The organism is Paenibacillus sp. FSL W7-1279 (assembly GCF_037969845.1).
GTDB lineage: Bacteria > Bacillota > Bacilli > Paenibacillales > Paenibacillaceae > Paenibacillus_AQ.
On sequence record NZ_CP150215.1, the window covers coordinates 2,777,989 to 2,794,128 of the forward strand.

At 49.6% G+C, this 16,140-nt stretch carries 17 protein-coding genes; 14 read left to right on the forward strand and 3 right to left on the reverse strand.

From position 1 onward, the window contains the following. Positions 1 to 246: 246 nt before the first annotated feature. On the forward strand, positions 247 to 1,632 hold the full coding sequence (locus MKY82_RS12285; RefSeq protein WP_339296166.1) for an MATE family efflux transporter: 1,386 nt from the start codon (positions 247 to 249) through the stop codon (positions 1,630 to 1,632). Positions 1,633 to 1,747: 115 nt separating this feature from the next. Here MKY82_RS12285 and MKY82_RS12290 read toward each other — a convergent pair whose 3' ends face one another. After that, positions 1,748 to 3,400, reverse strand: a complete 1,653-nt coding sequence (locus tag MKY82_RS12290; protein WP_339296167.1) for a CoA-disulfide reductase — start codon at positions 3,398 to 3,400, stop codon at positions 1,748 to 1,750. A 136-nt stretch (positions 3,401 to 3,536) separates the two neighbouring features. Between MKY82_RS12290 and MKY82_RS12295 the strand changes: the two genes are divergently transcribed. The 8 genes from MKY82_RS12295 (at position 3,537) to MKY82_RS12330 (ending at position 8,728) form a co-directional block, all read left to right on the forward strand. Beyond that, the gene (locus MKY82_RS12295) at positions 3,537 to 3,797 is read left to right on the forward strand and encodes a metal-sensitive transcriptional regulator (protein ID WP_339296168.1); all 261 of its coding nucleotides are present in this window, start codon (positions 3,537 to 3,539) and stop codon (positions 3,795 to 3,797) included. Between the two features lie 131 nt (positions 3,798 to 3,928). Next, positions 3,929 to 4,156, forward strand: coding sequence for a sulfurtransferase TusA family protein (locus tag MKY82_RS12300; protein ID WP_339296169.1), 228 nt, complete (start codon positions 3,929 to 3,931; stop codon positions 4,154 to 4,156). A 92-nt stretch (positions 4,157 to 4,248) separates the two neighbouring features. Beyond that, a complete protein-coding gene (locus MKY82_RS12305; protein WP_339296170.1) occupies positions 4,249 to 4,734 on the forward strand; it encodes a DsrE/DsrF/DrsH-like family protein in 486 nt (161 codons plus the stop codon). Between the two features lie 42 nt (positions 4,735 to 4,776). After that, on the forward strand, positions 4,777 to 5,073 hold the full coding sequence (locus MKY82_RS12310; RefSeq protein ID WP_339296171.1) for a rhodanese-like domain-containing protein: 297 nt from the start codon (positions 4,777 to 4,779) through the stop codon (positions 5,071 to 5,073). A 101-nt stretch (positions 5,074 to 5,174) separates the two neighbouring features. Next, positions 5,175 to 5,753, forward strand: a complete 579-nt coding sequence (locus MKY82_RS12315; RefSeq protein WP_339296172.1) for a sulfurtransferase TusA family protein — start codon at positions 5,175 to 5,177, stop codon at positions 5,751 to 5,753. A gap of 120 nt (positions 5,754 to 5,873) precedes the next feature. Continuing rightward, entirely contained in the window at positions 5,874 to 7,001 is a 1,128-nt protein-coding gene (locus MKY82_RS12320; RefSeq protein WP_339296173.1) for an MBL fold metallo-hydrolase, read from the forward strand. Positions 7,002 to 7,155: 154 nt separating this feature from the next. Next, on the forward strand, positions 7,156 to 7,938 hold the full coding sequence (locus tag MKY82_RS12325; protein ID WP_220685779.1) for a sulfite exporter TauE/SafE family protein: 783 nt from the start codon (positions 7,156 to 7,158) through the stop codon (positions 7,936 to 7,938). A 184-nt stretch (positions 7,939 to 8,122) separates the two neighbouring features. Further along, the gene (locus MKY82_RS12330; protein ID WP_339296174.1) at positions 8,123 to 8,728 is read left to right on the forward strand and encodes a class I SAM-dependent methyltransferase; all 606 of its coding nucleotides are present in this window, start codon (positions 8,123 to 8,125) and stop codon (positions 8,726 to 8,728) included. Between the two features lie 17 nt (positions 8,729 to 8,745). Here MKY82_RS12330 and MKY82_RS12335 read toward each other — a convergent pair whose 3' ends face one another. Next, positions 8,746 to 9,549: an AraC family transcriptional regulator gene (locus MKY82_RS12335; RefSeq protein WP_339296175.1), complete on the reverse strand. Its 804-nt coding sequence runs from the start codon at positions 9,547 to 9,549 to the stop codon at positions 8,746 to 8,748. A 256-nt stretch (positions 9,550 to 9,805) separates the two neighbouring features. Between MKY82_RS12335 and MKY82_RS12340 the strand changes: the two genes are divergently transcribed. The 4 genes from MKY82_RS12340 to MKY82_RS12355 all read left to right on the forward strand — a co-directional run bounded on the left by MKY82_RS12340 (position 9,806) and on the right by MKY82_RS12355 (position 14,364). Then, entirely contained in the window at positions 9,806 to 11,266 is a 1,461-nt protein-coding gene (locus MKY82_RS12340; protein ID WP_220685777.1) for a sulfatase, read from the forward strand. 81 nt (positions 11,267 to 11,347) lie between these two features. Continuing rightward, the gene (locus MKY82_RS12345; protein WP_220685776.1) at positions 11,348 to 12,331 is read left to right on the forward strand and encodes a formylglycine-generating enzyme family protein; all 984 of its coding nucleotides are present in this window, start codon (positions 11,348 to 11,350) and stop codon (positions 12,329 to 12,331) included. Positions 12,332 to 12,520: 189 nt separating this feature from the next. Beyond that, complete coding sequence (locus MKY82_RS12350) at positions 12,521 to 13,303, forward strand: DeoR/GlpR family DNA-binding transcription regulator (protein WP_220687466.1); 783 nt, start codon at positions 12,521 to 12,523, stop codon at positions 13,301 to 13,303. Positions 13,304 to 13,362: 59 nt separating this feature from the next. Then, complete coding sequence (locus MKY82_RS12355; RefSeq protein ID WP_339223174.1) at positions 13,363 to 14,364, forward strand: phosphotransferase; 1,002 nt, start codon at positions 13,363 to 13,365, stop codon at positions 14,362 to 14,364. Between the two features lie 99 nt (positions 14,365 to 14,463). Here the strand turns inward: MKY82_RS12355 and MKY82_RS12360 are convergent, their stop codons facing one another. After that, on the reverse strand, positions 14,464 to 15,060 hold the full coding sequence (locus MKY82_RS12360) for a YjgB family protein (protein WP_220685774.1): 597 nt from the start codon (positions 15,058 to 15,060) through the stop codon (positions 14,464 to 14,466). A gap of 270 nt (positions 15,061 to 15,330) precedes the next feature. Here MKY82_RS12360 and MKY82_RS12365 point away from each other — a divergent pair, with 270 nt between their 5' ends. After that, positions 15,331 to 16,128 (forward strand): formate/nitrite transporter family protein, encoded by a 798-nt coding sequence (locus MKY82_RS12365; protein WP_220685773.1) that lies wholly within the window; start codon positions 15,331 to 15,333, stop codon positions 16,126 to 16,128. Positions 16,129 to 16,140 lie beyond the last annotated feature (12 nt).

Sequence of the window (16,140 nt, forward strand, 5' to 3'; positions counted from 1 at the left end):
AACAGCGGATTACGGTCATTTCCTGTGGCTTGCATTCGTTGACAGAACTCGGGTCTGGTGATATCCTCCAATCAAAGACGGGGTTTATCCGGGATCAAATGAATTAATCCGTATTGTCCCCTTGGCGAGGGAGTGAGCTCTCCCAAGCGACGGTTGCGGCAGCCATTTCTGAATACCGTAAGCCTAAAGCTCTTCGTTTGAAGAGTTTTTTTCTTTTATATTACAACGAAAAGAATGTGATGACAGATGTTGGTTCGATTACGAACCCAAATGAACGGTTTGCTTCAACATCATTTATCCGGGGAGTCGATGGACTACCGGCAGATTTTCGCTTTATTTTTTCCGATCTTGATTGATCAGGCATTCATCATCGGTTTGAATCTGGTCAACACCGCCATGATCAGTTCGTCGGGCGTATCGGCGGTCAGCGCCGTGAACATGGTGGATTCCCTGAATATTTTCCTGATCAATGTGTTCGTGGCGGTAGCAACCGGGGGCACCGTCGTCGTTGCACAATATAAGGGAAGCGGCAATGCCATGATGGTATCCCGGGCTTCTGCGGCTACTGTTACATCCGTGGCGATGATCGCTTTAGCGATCGCGCTGCTGATCATTGGGCTTCACCAGCCGGTGCTGAATCTGCTGTTCGGCTCAGCGTCACCCGAGGTGCTGGAGAGTGCGCGAGTATATCTGATCGGAAGCAGTACTTCCTTCATCGGAATTGCCATCGTGCAGGCGGTTTGCGGCGCGCTGCGGGGGATCGGCAAGACCCGGGCTTCACTGGCATTGTCGTTAATCATGAACCTGCTCTACGTTCTGCTCAACATCGTGTTCATCACCCTGCTGAATATGGGCGTTATGGGCATGACGCTGGCGATTAACATCGCCCGCTTTGCCGGTGCGGCCTGCGCGCTCTATTATCTGTTCAGAGTGGATGCCACGCTGCATATCCGCCTGAGAGATCTGTTTCATTTCCCGATATCCATGCTGCGCAAAATTATGTTTATCGGGCTTCCGTTTGCAGCCGAACAGATGTTTTTTAACGGGGGAAAGCTGTTAACCCAAGTGTTTATCGTCAGCTTGGGTACGTACGCCATAGCAACGAACGCGATCGGGTCTTCGCTTGCCGCCGTATTTCAAATTCCAGCCAGCGCGTTGTCCTTAACGATTGTGACCGTTGTCGGTCAATGCATCGGCCGCGGCAATATAGCGGATGCCCGCAAGTTCATCAAATCCTTTCTATGGCTTGGCGCAATCTCGCTGGCCCTGATGGGGCTGATATTGATGCCGCTCTACCGGCCGTTGGTAGGACTGTTCAACCCGCCTCCGGAAATCGTGAACGATCTGTTCGTGGTGCTGTTGATCAACACGCTCGTGCAGATTCCGTTGTGGTCGATAAGCTTTATTCTGCCTTCGGCGCTGCGTGCGGCAGGCGACTCGCGTTTTACCTCTATCACTTCGATGCTGACCATGTGGCTGTTCCGGGTGATTCTCGGTTATATTATGGGGATCGTTCTGGGCTGGAGCATCCTTGGCGTATGGCTGGCCATGAATTGTGAATGGGGAGTGCGGGGAGCGATTTTCCTATGGCGCTTCCGAGGCAAGAAATGGTATGCGCATAAACTGATTTAAGCCATTATCTTTTGCATATAAAGATGAAAAGCCCCGGATTTTCCGGGGCTTTTCTGCATGTTTTTTGATGTAACCAGCAAATCCATCGATTCCTGACAGATTTAATAAGGAGCGTTTATGATGGCTTATAAACCGCTGCGTATGTTTTCCAGCCGCCATCCAGGTTCTTCACCCGGAATCCATGCTCGGTCAATATCCGCGCCGCCAAATATCCGCGCAGCCCAACCTGGCATGTTACGTACAGCGTTTCATTCTCCGGCAATTCCTTCAGTCGGCTGCGCAGATCGTTAAGCGGAATGTTGATGGAACCTGGGATATAACCGGCTTCCCTTTCCTTAGGCTCACGGACGTCGATCAAGGTAGCCCCGTTTTCAACCAGATCGTCGATTTCGTGCCATTGTACCGTTTCCACCAAGCCATCCAAGATGTTGGTGGCAACATATCCGGCATAGTTTACCGGGTCTTTGGCGGAGGAATAAGGGGGCGCGTAGGAGAGCTCCAGTTCCGTCAAGTCCCATACGGTGAGATTCCCCTTGATCGCTGTAGCCATGACATCGATTCGCTTATCCACGCCATCTGCTCCAATCGCTTGCGCCCCATAGATTTGACCTGTTTCCGGATGGAATAACAGCTTCAAGGAAATGGGATACGCCCCGGGGTAGTACCCGGCATGCGACGAGGGGTGAATATGGATAGCTTGATAAGGTGCACGTATCTGCTTGAGACTTTTTTCATTGATACCCGTAGCCGCAACCGTCAGATCAAAGACTTTGGCGATCGACGAACCGAGTGTGCCCTTGTAGCTATTGTTTTTCCCATAGATATGATCTGCAACAAGCCGCCCCTGCCGGTTGGCAGGACCCGCGAGCGGAATAAAGGCCTGGCTCTGGAGAACGAAATCCTTCACTTCGATGGCATCGCCGATCGCATAGATGCTCGGGTCAGCAGTCTGCAAATACTCATTCACCTGAATTCCCCCGCGATTATTGACGGGGAGATCTGCGTCTACCGCGAGCGAATTTTCGGGACGGACGCCAATCGATAGCAAAATCATATCGGTTGATATTTGGTTGCCGCTGGAGAGTTCGATTCGTTGGCCGCCGTCATGAAAAGCTTGAACTCCGTCTTCCAGAATCAAACGAACGCCCTTTTCCTGAAGATGCGAGTGCACGATAGCGGCCATCTCATAGTCGAGCGGTGCCATAACTTGGTTCGCCATTTCAATGACTGTTACGTGAACGCCGCGATCGGTAAGATTCTCCGCCATCTCAAGGCCAATGAACCCGCCTCCAACAACAACGGCTTCCTTCGGGTTGTTATGGTCTATAAAATGTTTGATTCGGTCTGTGTCCGGGATATTCCGCAGCGTGAATACATTGCGGGCTTCGGACAAGCCGGGAATATCCGGCACCACGGGATTTGCGCCGGGCGACAGAATTAGATAATCATAACTCTCAGCGTAGGTTTCTCCGGTAGTAAGGTTTTTAATCGTAACCATTTTCTCATCACGCAGTATGGACGTAACTTCGCTAAGATTCCGTATATCCAGCTGATAGCGGCTGCTGAGACCGGGCACGGTCTGCACTAGCAGCTTATTGCGATCTTGTATTGTTTCACCTATATAGTAGGGGAGACCGCAGTTGGCAAACGAAATATATTCACCGCGTTCCACTATAATAATGGTAGAGCTCTCATCCAATCTCCGTAGTCTGGCAGCTGCCGAGGCCCCTCCAGCCACGCCGCCGACAATGACGATTTTTTTGCTCATAGTATATTCCTCCCTAAATTTGGAATTTATTATGGATTGATTAATATATACCCCATGGGGTATTATAACATGTATCAGCACCGAATGGTGTGACAAATATCAGACATGACATGTACACAGGCAGGAGGGATTCGAAATGAAATACGATGATCAGATGAAGAATCGGGTAAAACGTATTGAAGGTCAGCTGCGCGGCATTCTGAAGATGATGGAGGAGAACAAAGATTGCAAGGAGGTCATCACCCAACTGTCGGCAACCCGGTCGGCTATAGATCGGACGATTGGCGTTGTAGTCAGCTCCAATCTTGTCGAATGTGTACAGAAAGCCGCGGAGAGCGGGCAGGACACAGAGAAGCTGGTGATCGAAGCGGTAAATTTGCTCGTTAAAAGCAGATAACTATAGGAATGGTTCCTACACCTTCCTGAAAGGGAAAATGAACCAGATTGACATGATATTCGACATCGTTTAACATACCCCTGTGGGTATACAAAATATGAACGTCCATTAATCGAAGGAGGAATCATATCATGAACGCGGATAAAGTATTGGATGCAAAGGGCTTGGCATGTCCCATGCCAATCGTGAAAACCAAAAAAGAAATAAAAGAGATGGAGTCGGGTGAGATCCTGGAGATTCATACAACGGATCAAGGTGCAAAGAGCGATCTGACGGCATGGGCCAAATCGACAGGCAATGAATTGCTGGACTATCAGGAGGAAGGCGATGTACTGAAATTTTGGATTAGGAAAGGATAATTTTTTTGAAATGCAATATACCCTGTGGGGTATGCTAATTGTGTGATCCAAGAACGGAATTCATTATTTACTTTATAGGGGGAGATTTTAAGGTGACGGATACAAAAAAGACAACGATTGTTTTATTTAGCGGAGATTATGACAAAGCCATGGCTGCCTACATCATTGCAAACGGGGCGGCTGCTTACGATCATGAGGTCACGATCTTCCACACCTTCTGGGGATTGAACGCCCTGCGTAAGGACGAAGAGGTGCTGCTGCCCAAGAAGAAGAGTTTCATGGAAAAAATGTTCGGGAAGATGATGCCGCGCGGTTCCGATAAAATGGGACTTTCCAAAATGAATTTTGCCGGCATGGGTCCCAAAATGATCAAGGATGTGATTAAGAAGCACAATGCTGTTCCGCTTCCGCAGCTGATCGAGCTGGCGAAGGAGCAGGACGTGAAGCTGGTTGCTTGCACCATGACGATGGACCTTCTCGGTCTGCAAAAGGAAGAGCTGTTTGAAGATATTGAATATGCGGGTGTGGCAGGTTATTTGGGCGATGCCCAGGATGGAAATGTGAACTTATTTATCTAAAAGTGCCTGGTCTTAAATTTATTAGAAGGGGTGTTTATTCACATGAGAGAGATTTCACCAAAAGAAGTAGAGCAGAAACTGAATGATAGGATCGCCATAAATATTATCGATGTGCGGGAAACGGAAGAAGTTGCGGAAGGGAAAATTCCAGGCGCCGTCAACATTCCGCTCGGTTTGATTGAATTTCGCAAGCAGGATCTCGATCCATCGAAGGAATATGTTATGGTATGTCGTTCCGGTGGCCGCAGTAGCCGGGCAGCGAAATATTTGGAGGGTCAAGGCTATCAAGTCATCAATATGGAGGGTGGCATGCTCGCATGGGAAGGCCCAACAGAGTAGCTGCATGCACGTTGAGTAAGAATAGATGTATTTGATGCATCTTTTTTTGAAATGAAATATACCCCGGGTGGTATAAAAATATACAGGAGGTTCGATCTGATATGACAACAATGGATTCCAATGTAAAGCTTGACGCAAAAGGGCTGGCATGCCCGATGCCCATCGTCCGCACGAAAAAAGTGATGAAGGATCTGGAGGCCGGTCAAGTGCTGGAAGTCGAGGCGACCGACAAAGGGTCGAAAGCCGACATGAAGGCGTGGGCGGAAAGCACAGGGCACCAATATCTCGGAACGATTGAAGAGGGGGAGGTGCTGAAGCATTATCTGCGCAAATCTTCCGGCGAAGAAGCAGTAGAACGGACCTACCCGCATGTAGCGTCTAATGTGCAGCTGGAGGAAAAACTGCGGTCCTCCGACGTCTCTATCGTTGTTCTGGATGTGAGGGAAGCGGCGGAGTTTGCCTTTACGCATATTCCGAATGCGGTATCCATTCCGCTTGGCGAGCTGGATCAGCGTATGGATGAGCTGAACCGGGCAGACGAAATATACGTTATCTGCCGTACCGGAACCCGCAGTGACATGGCCGCGCATAAGCTTGCAGCTAACGGCTTTACCGGCGTTGTGAACGTTGTGCCCGGCATGAGCGATTGGAGAGGTCCAAGCGAAGGGCTGGGTTCATGAGCCTGATTTAAAATAGAAGGTCTGTCTGTAAAGATGCATGCGAGGCGATTCCAAGCCATTACAAATGAAGGCTGAAGAGTCTGTGAATCATAACTGAACTTACTAGGGAGGAAATACAACATGACAGTAAGAGTAATGCAAGCGCAAGAAGTGGCCATGAAGGCGATTCGCAAAGAGAGCCTGTTCATATTGGACGTGCGGAACCCATCGGATTACGAGGACTGGAAGATTGAAGGCGAAGGAATTCAGCATTTGAATATTCCCTACTTTGATTTGATTGACGGCGTGGAAGAAATTTTGGATCGACTCCCGAAGGATCAAGAAGTGCTCGTCGTATGCGCCAAGGAAGGCTCGTCGGTGATGGTGGCTGAGATGCTGGCCGAGCACGGCCGGCATGTGGCGTATTTGAAAGGCGGCATGAAGGCCTGGAGTGAACACCTTGTTCCCCTGAAGATCGGCAGTTTGGCAGATGGAGGCACGCTTTATCAGTTTGTTCGTATAGGCAAAGGCTGCTTGTCTTATATGGCGGTATCGAACGGTGAAGCGGCCTTGTTTGACGCAACCCGTATGACGGAGGTATATCTTGATTTCGCAAAAAGCCTGAATGCAAACATCAAGCATGTGTTTGATACCCATCTCCATGCGGACCATATTTCCGGAGGACGATTGATTGCTAGGCAGACAGGAGCCGTATACTGGCTTCCGCCAAAGGATGCCGGCGAGGTGGTGTTTAAGTACGAACCGCTCAAGAACGGAGGCGAAGTGGTGATCGGCGGAAGCACAATTCGCATTGAAGCGCTCCATTCTCCGGGCCATACCATCGGGTCCACCTCGTTTGTAATTGATGATCAATATTTGCTGACAGGCGATATTCTGTTTATCGATTCCATCGGCCGTCCGGATCTGGCGGGGCTGGCGGAGGATTGGGTTGGCGACTTGCGGGAAACGCTCTATGCCCGCTACACCCATCTATCGGAGGATCTGACCGTGCTGCCGGCGCATTTCATGGTCATGGACGAACTGAATGAGGACGGAACCGTCGCGAAGAAACTGGGCGAGCTTTACCGGGAAAACCATGGACTCAACATCGCCGATGAGGCAGAGTTCCGGACGTTGGTCACGCAAAATCTGCCGCCGCAGCCTAACAGCTATCAGGAAATCCGCCAAACGAACATGGGGAAAATGAATCCGGATGCGGAGCAGCAGCGAGAGATGGAGATCGGGCCGAACCGCTGCGCGGTACGTTAATCTTGACAATGGCGATCTGATGTTAAGAGGTAGAAATATGAATTATAAAGCGCTCATGTTAAGGATCGCTAATAAACGGATGAAACTAGAGAAAAAGAGATCAAGGGGAACCAGACAGGTTCCCTTTTCTAAAGAGAAATAAGGGGGCAACACGATGGAACTAAGTTTATCCTTCATCATTACGATATTTTTAATCGGGTTCATTGGCTCTTATATATCAGGAATGGTTGGCATTGGAGGCTCGATCATCAAATACCCGATGCTGCTGTATATCCCGCCGTTATTCGGCCTTGCGGCTTTCACGGCGCATGAAGTATCGGGCATAAGTGCCGTACAGGTATTCTTCGCCACGATCGGCGGCGTGTGGGCATACCGTAAGGGCGGATATCTGAACAAAACGCTCATTATCTATATGGGTTCGGCCATACTGCTGGGCAGCTTCATCGGCGGTTTCGGCTCCAAGATGATGAGCGAAGGCGGCATCAATCTCATCTACGGCATATTGGCGCTGATTGCGGCCATTATGATGTTCATTCCGAACAAAGGGGTGGACGATATTCCGCTGGATCAGGTCAAGTTCAATAAATGGCTGGCCGCTTCGCTGGCTCTTGTGGTCGGTATCGGAGCTGGCATCGTCGGGGCGGCCGGGGCGTTCCTGCTCGTTCCGATCATGCTGGTTGTATTGAAAATACCGACGCGAATGACCATTGCGTCCTCGCTCGCAATCACCTTCATCTCATCCATCGGTTCTACGGTAGGGAAGCTGACGACGGGACAAGTGGATTATATCCCGGCCCTTATTATGGTTGTTGCCAGCTTGATCGCTTCTCCACTGGGAGCGGCCGCGGGTAAGAAGATGAACACGAGGATCCTGCAGATCATGCTGGCCGTTTTGATCCTGGCAACGGCTATCAAAATTTGGCTGGATATTCTATGATGACGGACTCCAGAAATCACTATGGTTAATCCTGACCGAGCCCAGTGGAGATTACGCGCAAAGAGGCTAATTCCCGAACCATTCGGATGTCCCGCTAACATCGATGCGGCAGGAATGGTAAGATGGGGATGAGCTTTTGTGTGTACAGAATGGCGTTGATTTTAAAGAAAGAGGTGCTAAAACGATGAATCCATGGAATGAGCGGTTTCAGGGAGATGAATACGTGTTTGGAACGGACCCGAATGTATTTATTGCCGATATGCATAAGAAATTAGGCTTAACGGGAGACGCACTGGCTATCGCAGAGGGAGAAGGACGGAATGCGGTGTTCCTGGCCGGGGAAGGCATGAACGTTACCGTATGGGATTACGCGGAATCCGGCCTGAACAAAGCCATTCGACTGGCGGAAGCAAGCGGTGTGCAGATTCGCACGGAGCTTGTGGATCTCCACGATGCGTTGTGGAAGCAGGACCAATGGGATGAGATCATTTGCGTGTTTGGACATTTTCCCAAGGCATTGAGAACGAGGACTTTAGAAGGCGTGAAGACAGCGGTGAAGCCGGGAGGATATTTCCTCACTGAGGTATATTCACCGTACCAGATTCCTTATCGCAGCGGGGGACCGCAGGATCAGCAGTTTTTATACGTGCCTGAGGATTTCCTCGAGCCCTTTGCAGATTGGCGCATAGTCCACTTTTTTATGGGAGAGGTCGTTCGTCATGAGGGCCAGGGGCACCAGGGCTTGTCCCATGTCATCCAGTTTGCGGGGCAGAAGCCGTTAAAAACATGAATGAAGACGAGCGAGGATTAAGTGAACAGCATGGACATATCGGACCGATCGTCTTGCTGTACATAGTCGGAGGGCGACAGGCCGGTATGTTTTTTAAACATTCGATAAAAATAGGACGTGTCATAATAACCCAAATAGTGGGCGATATGAGCGATGGTCATGTCCGAATGAAGCAGCAGGCTGCACGCTTCCAGCACGCGCAGCTGATGCATATACCGGATCGGTGAAAGACCGTATACCTCTTTGAAGAGGGCTGCAGCATAACTCGTAGAGCGATGGATTAGTTTCGCTAACCGATCGATTTCGATAGGTTCGCGGTAATGCTCCAGCAGATACGATTTGATGGTATCCGCGTAGTTTCGTTTGCTGGGTGCCAGCTCATTCTTCTCGAGCTCGCGGGCCAGCATGCCGATGAGCTCCTGCATAATGCCCTGACAGATCATGGTACGGTAGCTTTTTCCACCCCGCATTTCCTCATACAGGCGCTCACAGCGCCGGTAAACATATTGGATATGAGAGAGATTGAATTTCATGAATCGACCCGCATCCAGAAATGGAATTCCTGTGGGTTCTTGACGATCCAATGTAAAGAGAATGGTATGCTTCTGATGTGAAGTGTCCTTCCAGTTGCCTCCGCTTCGTCTCGTCGACTGAGGGATATAGAGTACGTCTTCTTGCTCGGCAATGATGTCTTCCCCGTTGATTTCGTATCTCACCTTGCCTTCTCTAACCACAACAAGGACATTGTACTCAATCGTCTCCAGCTGGGTTCGCCAATTCGGTATGTAATCATCAAAATTCACGCTCATCAATTGGATCATAGGACAACACCCCGCAGTGATTTTATACCTATAGCCTAGCACAATAATGCTTCATTTGAGTACTCATTGATTCGATTATGTGATCCTGTTATTTCAAATCGGAGTAGAATCGTACAACATAGTGACAAAATGTACATCGACTCTGCAGGGATCGTGGCCTATAATTTCAAACAAATGCAGAAAAATTGTAAACGCTGACATGTGAAGTCTTGAGAAATATCAAGTGAATTCAGATGAGGAAGGAATCGATGAGGATATGAGAGTATTGTTGCTGGATTTGGATTCGACAAGGCCGGATCATTTAGGCTGTTATGGCTATCATCGGAATACGTCGCCGAATATTGACCGAATTGCGGCGGAAGGCGTGCGTTTTGACAATTACTATACCTCGGATGCTCCATGTTTTCCTTCAAGAACCGCATTGATGACAGGTAAGTTCGGCATTCATAACGGTGTCGTCGGTCATGGAGGCACGGCTGCCGATGTGCGCCATGAAGGTATCACCCGTGACTTCCGCGACAAGCTGGGGTCGGAGAGCTTTCCAGCTATATTCCGCAGGGCCGGCATGAAGACCGCTTTGATCAGTCCGTTCGGTGAACGTCATTCGGCTTGGACCTTCTACGCGGGCTTCAATGAAATGTATAATACGGGTAAGGGCGGGTTGGAGTCGGCAGAAGAAGTATCTCCGGTCGTGCTGGATTGGCTGGATCGCAACGCCGATGAAGATAACTGGATGCTCTATGTGAACTTCTGGGATCCGCACACACCGTATCGGGCACCCCAGTCGCTGGGAAATCCTTTCGAGCAGGAACCGCTTCCCGATTGGATTACCGAAGAAGTGCTTCAAGAGCATCAGAAGAAGGTCGGACCGCATGGGGTGAACGAAATTAACATGTATAATAGTGAAGTATCCCCCGATTATCCGCGTCATCCCGGAGAGATCAGGACGATGGAGGATCTGCGGACCATGGTGGACGGCTATGATTGCGGCATTCGCCATATGGACGAGCATATCGGTGCGATCTTCGAATTGCTGGAGAACAAGGGAGTAATGGATGATTTGGTTGTCATCATTACCGCGGATCATGGTGAGAACATGGGGGAGCTTGGCATTTATGGAGAACACGGAACAGCGGATCAGGGCACTTGCCGTATCCCGATGATCATTCGGGGGCCTGGCATCGTGAAGGGGGGAACGGATCCCGAGCTCCACTATCATCTGGATATTCTCCCTACGATGGCGGAATATTTGAACGTTGCGCCGGTACGTAGCTGGGATGGCATCAGTTATGCGGAGAGCCTGCGGACCGGTAAAGGCGGCGGCAGGGAGTATCTGGTGGTTTCTCAATGCGCCCATGTCTGTCAGCGAAGCGTGCGATTTGGAGAATGGCTCTACATTCGAACGTATCATGACGGCTATCATCTGTTCGACAAAGAAATGCTGTTCCATATCACCGAGGATGTCCACGAGCAGTACAATCGGGCAGCTGAAAGACCGGATCTGTGCAGGGAGGCTGTATACCTTCTGAATGAATGGCATGATCATATGATGTCAACGATGCCGTATGACGTGGACCCGTTGTGGACGGTCATGAAGGAGGGAGGACCTTACCATGCCAAAGGTCATCTGCCCCGGTATATCGAGCGTTTGAAGAATACAGGCCGAGGGGAAGCGGTGCCGGAATTGATGCGTCGCCATCCCCAGGAATTCGTATAAAATAAATAGTTAAAGTGAAGCAGGATAACCGCTCCGGTAGTGGTTGTCCTGTTCTCTGTATCTAGCATAGGAGGAACGAACATGGGAGAACAACATTCTTGCTGCGCCGGCGTGAGAGCGAAAGTACAGTTGGGAGAAGCCGATCCGAAGGATCATCAAGACAGTCTAAGTGAAGGCCAATATCATGACCAGTCTCATCTTGAGCTACATTCCAACATGATCACGATCCCTGGAGGGACGTTTACGATGGGCACGAATTCACATGAAGGGTTCCCGCGTGACGGCGAGGGTCCGGCTCGCAGCGTGACCATTTCCGGATTTGAAATCTCACCGTATGCGGTTACGAATGAACAGTTTCAACGGTTCGTGGAAGATACCGGTTATGTCACGGAAGCGGAGCATTTCGGATGGTCGTTTGTATTTGAACTGCTGGCTACGGAGGAGACCAAGGCAAGTGTTGCACAAGTTCCGCAGGAAGTGCCTTGGTGGCTGGTGGTCGAAGGCGCATACTGGGCTGCACCCGAGGGAGCGGATTCGAGCATCGAAGACCGAATGGACCATCCGGTTGTACATATATCCTGGAACGACGCGGTTGTTTATTGCCATTGGGCCGGTGTGCGGCTTCCCACAGAAGCGGAGTGGGAGTATGCTGCGCGCGGCGGTTTGGAGGGCAGGACCTATCCTTGGGGAGATCTGCTGAAGTTGGACGGAGAGCATCAATGCAACATATGGCAGGGTAAATTTCCAGTTAAAAATAACGCAAGTGATGGATTTATCGGTACCGCGCCGGTAGATGCCTATAAACCGAATGGTTACGGACTATATAACATGTCCGGCAACGTATGGGAATGGTGCGGCGATTGGTTTAGCCCGACTTATCATCAAATGACCTCGGCCATCAATCCGTTCTTTGGTGAGTCTACGGGTAGAAGGTCGATGCGCGGCGGTTCGTACCTGTGCCACAGATCCTATTGCAACCGTTATCGAGTCGCGGCACGCAGCGGGAATACGCCCGACAGCTCGACGGGCAATTGCGGTTTCCGTGTGGTGAGGGATAGAAAGTAGAATATGAAATATGTTGTATTATGATGATGATGCACATTCAGGATTATGCGCGAATGAGGACGCATATAAATTAATAAAACGGAAGAATATTACTTGAAAAGCGGAACATAAATGAATATAATCAAGCTGTGAAGTGGGAATAAAATGAATAAACGGGAGGATAATTGTATGGTGCAAGATCAATCAGGAATGTTTGCCGAGGAACGTCGTCAGAAAATTCTTGCTTTGCTGCATCAAGATAAACGGGTGATTGCCAAGGACTTGGCCGAGCGGTTTGAAATATCGATTGATTCGATTCGTCGGGATTTGACAATCATGGAGGAGCAAGGTTTACTCCAGAAAACGCACGGAGGCGCCATCCCCTCCATGAAAGTCAGGCAGCCGCCCTTGGCTCCGGAACAGCGGTATGGTGAAGGCTCTCCGGAAGGGTACGCCATTGCTCAATTAGCCGTTTCATACGTCCGAGAAAGAGATACCTTATTCATTGGCAGCAGCTCGCTTACCTACTTACTGCTGAAGTTTCTTCCGGAACAGATGCCCTTGACAATCGTGACCAACTGCATGCGTGTAGCGGATGCCCTGCGAGAGCGCGAATGGATTGACACTTATTTAATTGGCGGACGGGTGAAGCCTTCCGGAAATATCACGGACGTGCTGGCTAACGAATTTATCCGTCAATTTAAATTTGATATCAGTTTCGTTAGCGGAGGCGGTATTTCCGATGAGGGAATATTCGTCGCTACACCAGAAGTTGCCGCTTTTGGACGCGCGGTCTCTGCCGTATCCCGCCGCAGAATTGGCTTGGCAACGCATCGGATCCTTGGACAGGATGGTTTTGCCAGAGCTGGTGCCGTCGAAGATCTGGATGTGTTAATTACCGATCAGAAGGCGGATCAGGAGGTTATGGACCGGATTCAGGAGCTTGGCGTAAAGGTCATTGTGACGAAAACGGAAGAAGTTGCACAGACATGACGATCCATTCGATATAACTTTATATAAGATAAGATTTAACAGGTAAGCGAGGTAAAATCATGATTCAACAGCTTCTGCAAGCGAACTGGCCGGAGTGGGACGGTCAACTGGCTAAAGGTCCTACGGGTTGGAACAATACGACCCATTTTATTCATAATGAACAACGCCGTTCGGTCATGCGCATTTACAATACACATCGAGACAGGGCAAGAATCGAATTCGAGTTTGCGGTACTGGACTCGCTGCAGCGGGTGCCGCTGAGCTTTAAGATTCCGGCTCCTATTCCATCCATGTCTGGCGATAAGATGGTTCGGGTTCAGGACGGGAGTGAGCGTTACGCCTGCCTGTTTACCTACATTGAGGGAGTACGTCCGGAAGAAGGCAGCATTCAAGCAGCGTATTCCTTCGGGGAGAAGACGGGGGAACTGGTGAATGCCCTGGCGGTTTGTTCAATCGAAATGAAGCCGGTGTACCCGCCGTATTACGAGCTGCTTCAGTCTTATCCTGTGTGCAACAAGACGTTCATACTTGATTTTTGCATGCAGCCGCCACCGGCATTCAAGGATCAAGGAGAGGCACTCCATTTGCTAAAAGAAGCATACATCGATATATGCAGCAGCCTTGAATCGCTAAAAAATCTGCCGCAGCAGTTGGTTCATGGCGATCTGAACTTTTCGAACCTGCTGGTAGACGCAGAGCACCCGCATACGGTCACCGCTTTGCTTGATTTTGAATTTTGTACACAGGATGTAAGAGCGATGGAGCCTGCGGTCGTCATATCGGGGTTTATGGGAATGGCGGACGAGAGGGAGGCCATCAGGCGGTTTTGCGAAGGATTTGCCAAACGTGTACGGCTGAGCGCCGAGGAGATTGTCGCAATACCGATTCTCATGCGCTTGCGTATGGTGGATGTGTTTCTTCATTTTTTGAGCCGCTATCGGGAAGGGACCGATGAGTCTCATGTGTTAGTGGAACAAGTGGATATGCTGGCTGCCGGATTTAAGCGGATGGAATACAGCCAGGAGTGGCTGGATGATATGTTGTTTCAGTATTTGCTGTGAAAATCTCTCATACATCGGAAAAGCCCGGCTCTAAGAGACCGGGCTTTTCCGATGTATTCTGGAACATGCTATTGGGAAAGTAAGAGTTTCCAATCACGGTTATTTTTTCAGCAGATTAATATGGTCCAGCTCTGTGCTGCTGTTAAAGATGAACTCTAATTTGTACTCTCCCCGGTTGTAAGTGAGCTTGGTTTGTTTGATTTTTCCGGTTTTGAAAGTGGTTGTGGCATCCGGTGCAAACCAATTCTGCTTCAGCATTTTCATGGTGATGCCGCCGATGTTGGTCTGCCGTTCCACGTTCGTGCCAAAGTAACGCATTTCGCGGATTTTGTTCAGTTTATAGGAAAAGGCGTAGCCAGGATTCCCCATGTTTGCCCCGTATACATCGAAGGCATCGGCATGCTTGCCGGGCACGGAAGGCTCGCCAATGGCTTTGTACACGTCCTGCTTCGTGCTTTTGCCAATCGTTAAACCGCTGACGGCTCCAGGGAAATGTCCCTTTAAAGCGGGTTTATAGAAGCTGTTAAGTGTCTTGAGCGCTTGCTTTGCGGCATAATCGCCGGTATTTGCGGCCTGGGCGGCTTCTGCTTGCTGAAGCGGAAAAACAGCATGATTTACGCCGATTGCACTTACGCCGAAGACGCCTGCCATGGTCAAGGCGACGATTGCTTTTTTTGCTGGATGTTTCAAGTTCATGTTGCATCCTCTCCTTTGTAACAACTAATTACCACATGCACTGTGCATCAAACAAGTGTGTCAAACTTATCTTCCCATAATAGTGGAGGCGAAGCGGCATTGGGTTACGATTCTATGAAGATGAAATATCAGAATTGATACCCGGAGTGGATCGAGTTCTGCCCACCATGTATGTTTCATCGGGGAGAATGGGGTAATGATGCTTGAGGTGATATGAATTATTGGAAAAATCGTGTAATCTATATAGAACCGACTTTTTCAGGAGGAATTATGGAAACCGAATCATTACTCAAGGTGGAGCAGCTTGCTCTCAAAAAACACAAAATTTTCAAACAAAGCCATCTTCGTTACATCGCCCGCTCCATGCTTGCCAGCATGTTTATCGGCTTCGGTGTCATTGTTGCGTTTAAGACAGGCAACTTCTTTTATCTGGAACATTCCCCTCTGACTTACCCGATGGCCGCCATTACATTTGGCGCGGCGATCATTCTAATCGCATATGGGGGAGGGGATTTGTTTACGGGGAATACGTTCTACTACACGTATGCCGCTCTGCGCAAGAAACTAAGGTGGCTGGAGGTCGTCAAGCTGTGGGTATTCAGCTACGCGGGGAATATTTTGGGGGCGTGCACGTTTGCGCTGCTGATATTTTTGACCGGGCTTTTCATGGATTCATCCGTGAACGGTTTTCTGCTTGATGTGGTTGAGCACAAAATGACCACCCCGACGGTGCAGCTGTTTTTCAGGGCTATTCTCTGTAACTGGCTCGTGTGCCTTGCCTTTTTTATCCCGATGTCATTGAAGGGCGACGGGGCCAAAATGTTTGCCATGATGCTGTTTGTATTCTGCTTCTTCATTTCAGGATACGAGCACAGCATTGCCAATATGTGCACCTTTGCCATTGCGCTCGTACTGAACCATCCCGGCACGATTTCATTGGAAGGCGTACTGCATAACCTGATTCCGGTAACGATTGGCAATTTGATTGGCGGCGTGCTGCTGATGGGTTTTATGTATTATTTTGTGAACAAACCATTTCTGGATGCCAATGAATCCCCGGATGAATAATCTTCCGCGGTT

Bases quoted from the DNA above. Each gene is read 5' to 3' on its own strand.
- MKY82_RS12285 (WP_339296166.1), top strand. From the start codon at position 247: ATGTTGGTTCGATTACGAACCCAAATGAACGGTTTGCTTCAACATCAT.
- MKY82_RS12290 (WP_339296167.1), bottom strand. From the start codon at position 3,400: ATGAGCAAAAAAATCGTCATTGTCGGCGGCGTGGCTGGAGGGGCCTCG.
- MKY82_RS12295 (WP_339296168.1), top strand. From the start codon at position 3,537: ATGAAATACGATGATCAGATGAAGAATCGGGTAAAACGTATTGAAGGT.
- MKY82_RS12300 (WP_339296169.1), top strand. From the start codon at position 3,929: ATGAACGCGGATAAAGTATTGGATGCAAAGGGCTTGGCATGTCCCATG.
- MKY82_RS12310 (WP_339296171.1), top strand. From the start codon at position 4,777: ATGAGAGAGATTTCACCAAAAGAAGTAGAGCAGAAACTGAATGATAGG.
- MKY82_RS12315 (WP_339296172.1), top strand. From the start codon at position 5,175: ATGACAACAATGGATTCCAATGTAAAGCTTGACGCAAAAGGGCTGGCA.
- MKY82_RS12320 (WP_339296173.1), top strand. From the start codon at position 5,874: ATGACAGTAAGAGTAATGCAAGCGCAAGAAGTGGCCATGAAGGCGATT.
- MKY82_RS12325 (WP_220685779.1), top strand. From the start codon at position 7,156: ATGGAACTAAGTTTATCCTTCATCATTACGATATTTTTAATCGGGTTC.
- MKY82_RS12330 (WP_339296174.1), top strand. From the start codon at position 8,123: ATGAATCCATGGAATGAGCGGTTTCAGGGAGATGAATACGTGTTTGGA.
- MKY82_RS12335 (WP_339296175.1), bottom strand. From the start codon at position 9,549: ATGATCCAATTGATGAGCGTGAATTTTGATGATTACATACCGAATTGG.
- MKY82_RS12340 (WP_220685777.1), top strand. From the start codon at position 9,806: ATGAGAGTATTGTTGCTGGATTTGGATTCGACAAGGCCGGATCATTTA.
- MKY82_RS12345 (WP_220685776.1), top strand. From the start codon at position 11,348: ATGGGAGAACAACATTCTTGCTGCGCCGGCGTGAGAGCGAAAGTACAG.
- MKY82_RS12350 (WP_220687466.1), top strand. From the start codon at position 12,521: ATGTTTGCCGAGGAACGTCGTCAGAAAATTCTTGCTTTGCTGCATCAA.
- MKY82_RS12355 (WP_339223174.1), top strand. From the start codon at position 13,363: ATGATTCAACAGCTTCTGCAAGCGAACTGGCCGGAGTGGGACGGTCAA.
- MKY82_RS12360 (WP_220685774.1), bottom strand. From the start codon at position 15,060: ATGAACTTGAAACATCCAGCAAAAAAAGCAATCGTCGCCTTGACCATG.
- MKY82_RS12365 (WP_220685773.1), top strand. From the start codon at position 15,331: ATGGAAACCGAATCATTACTCAAGGTGGAGCAGCTTGCTCTCAAAAAA.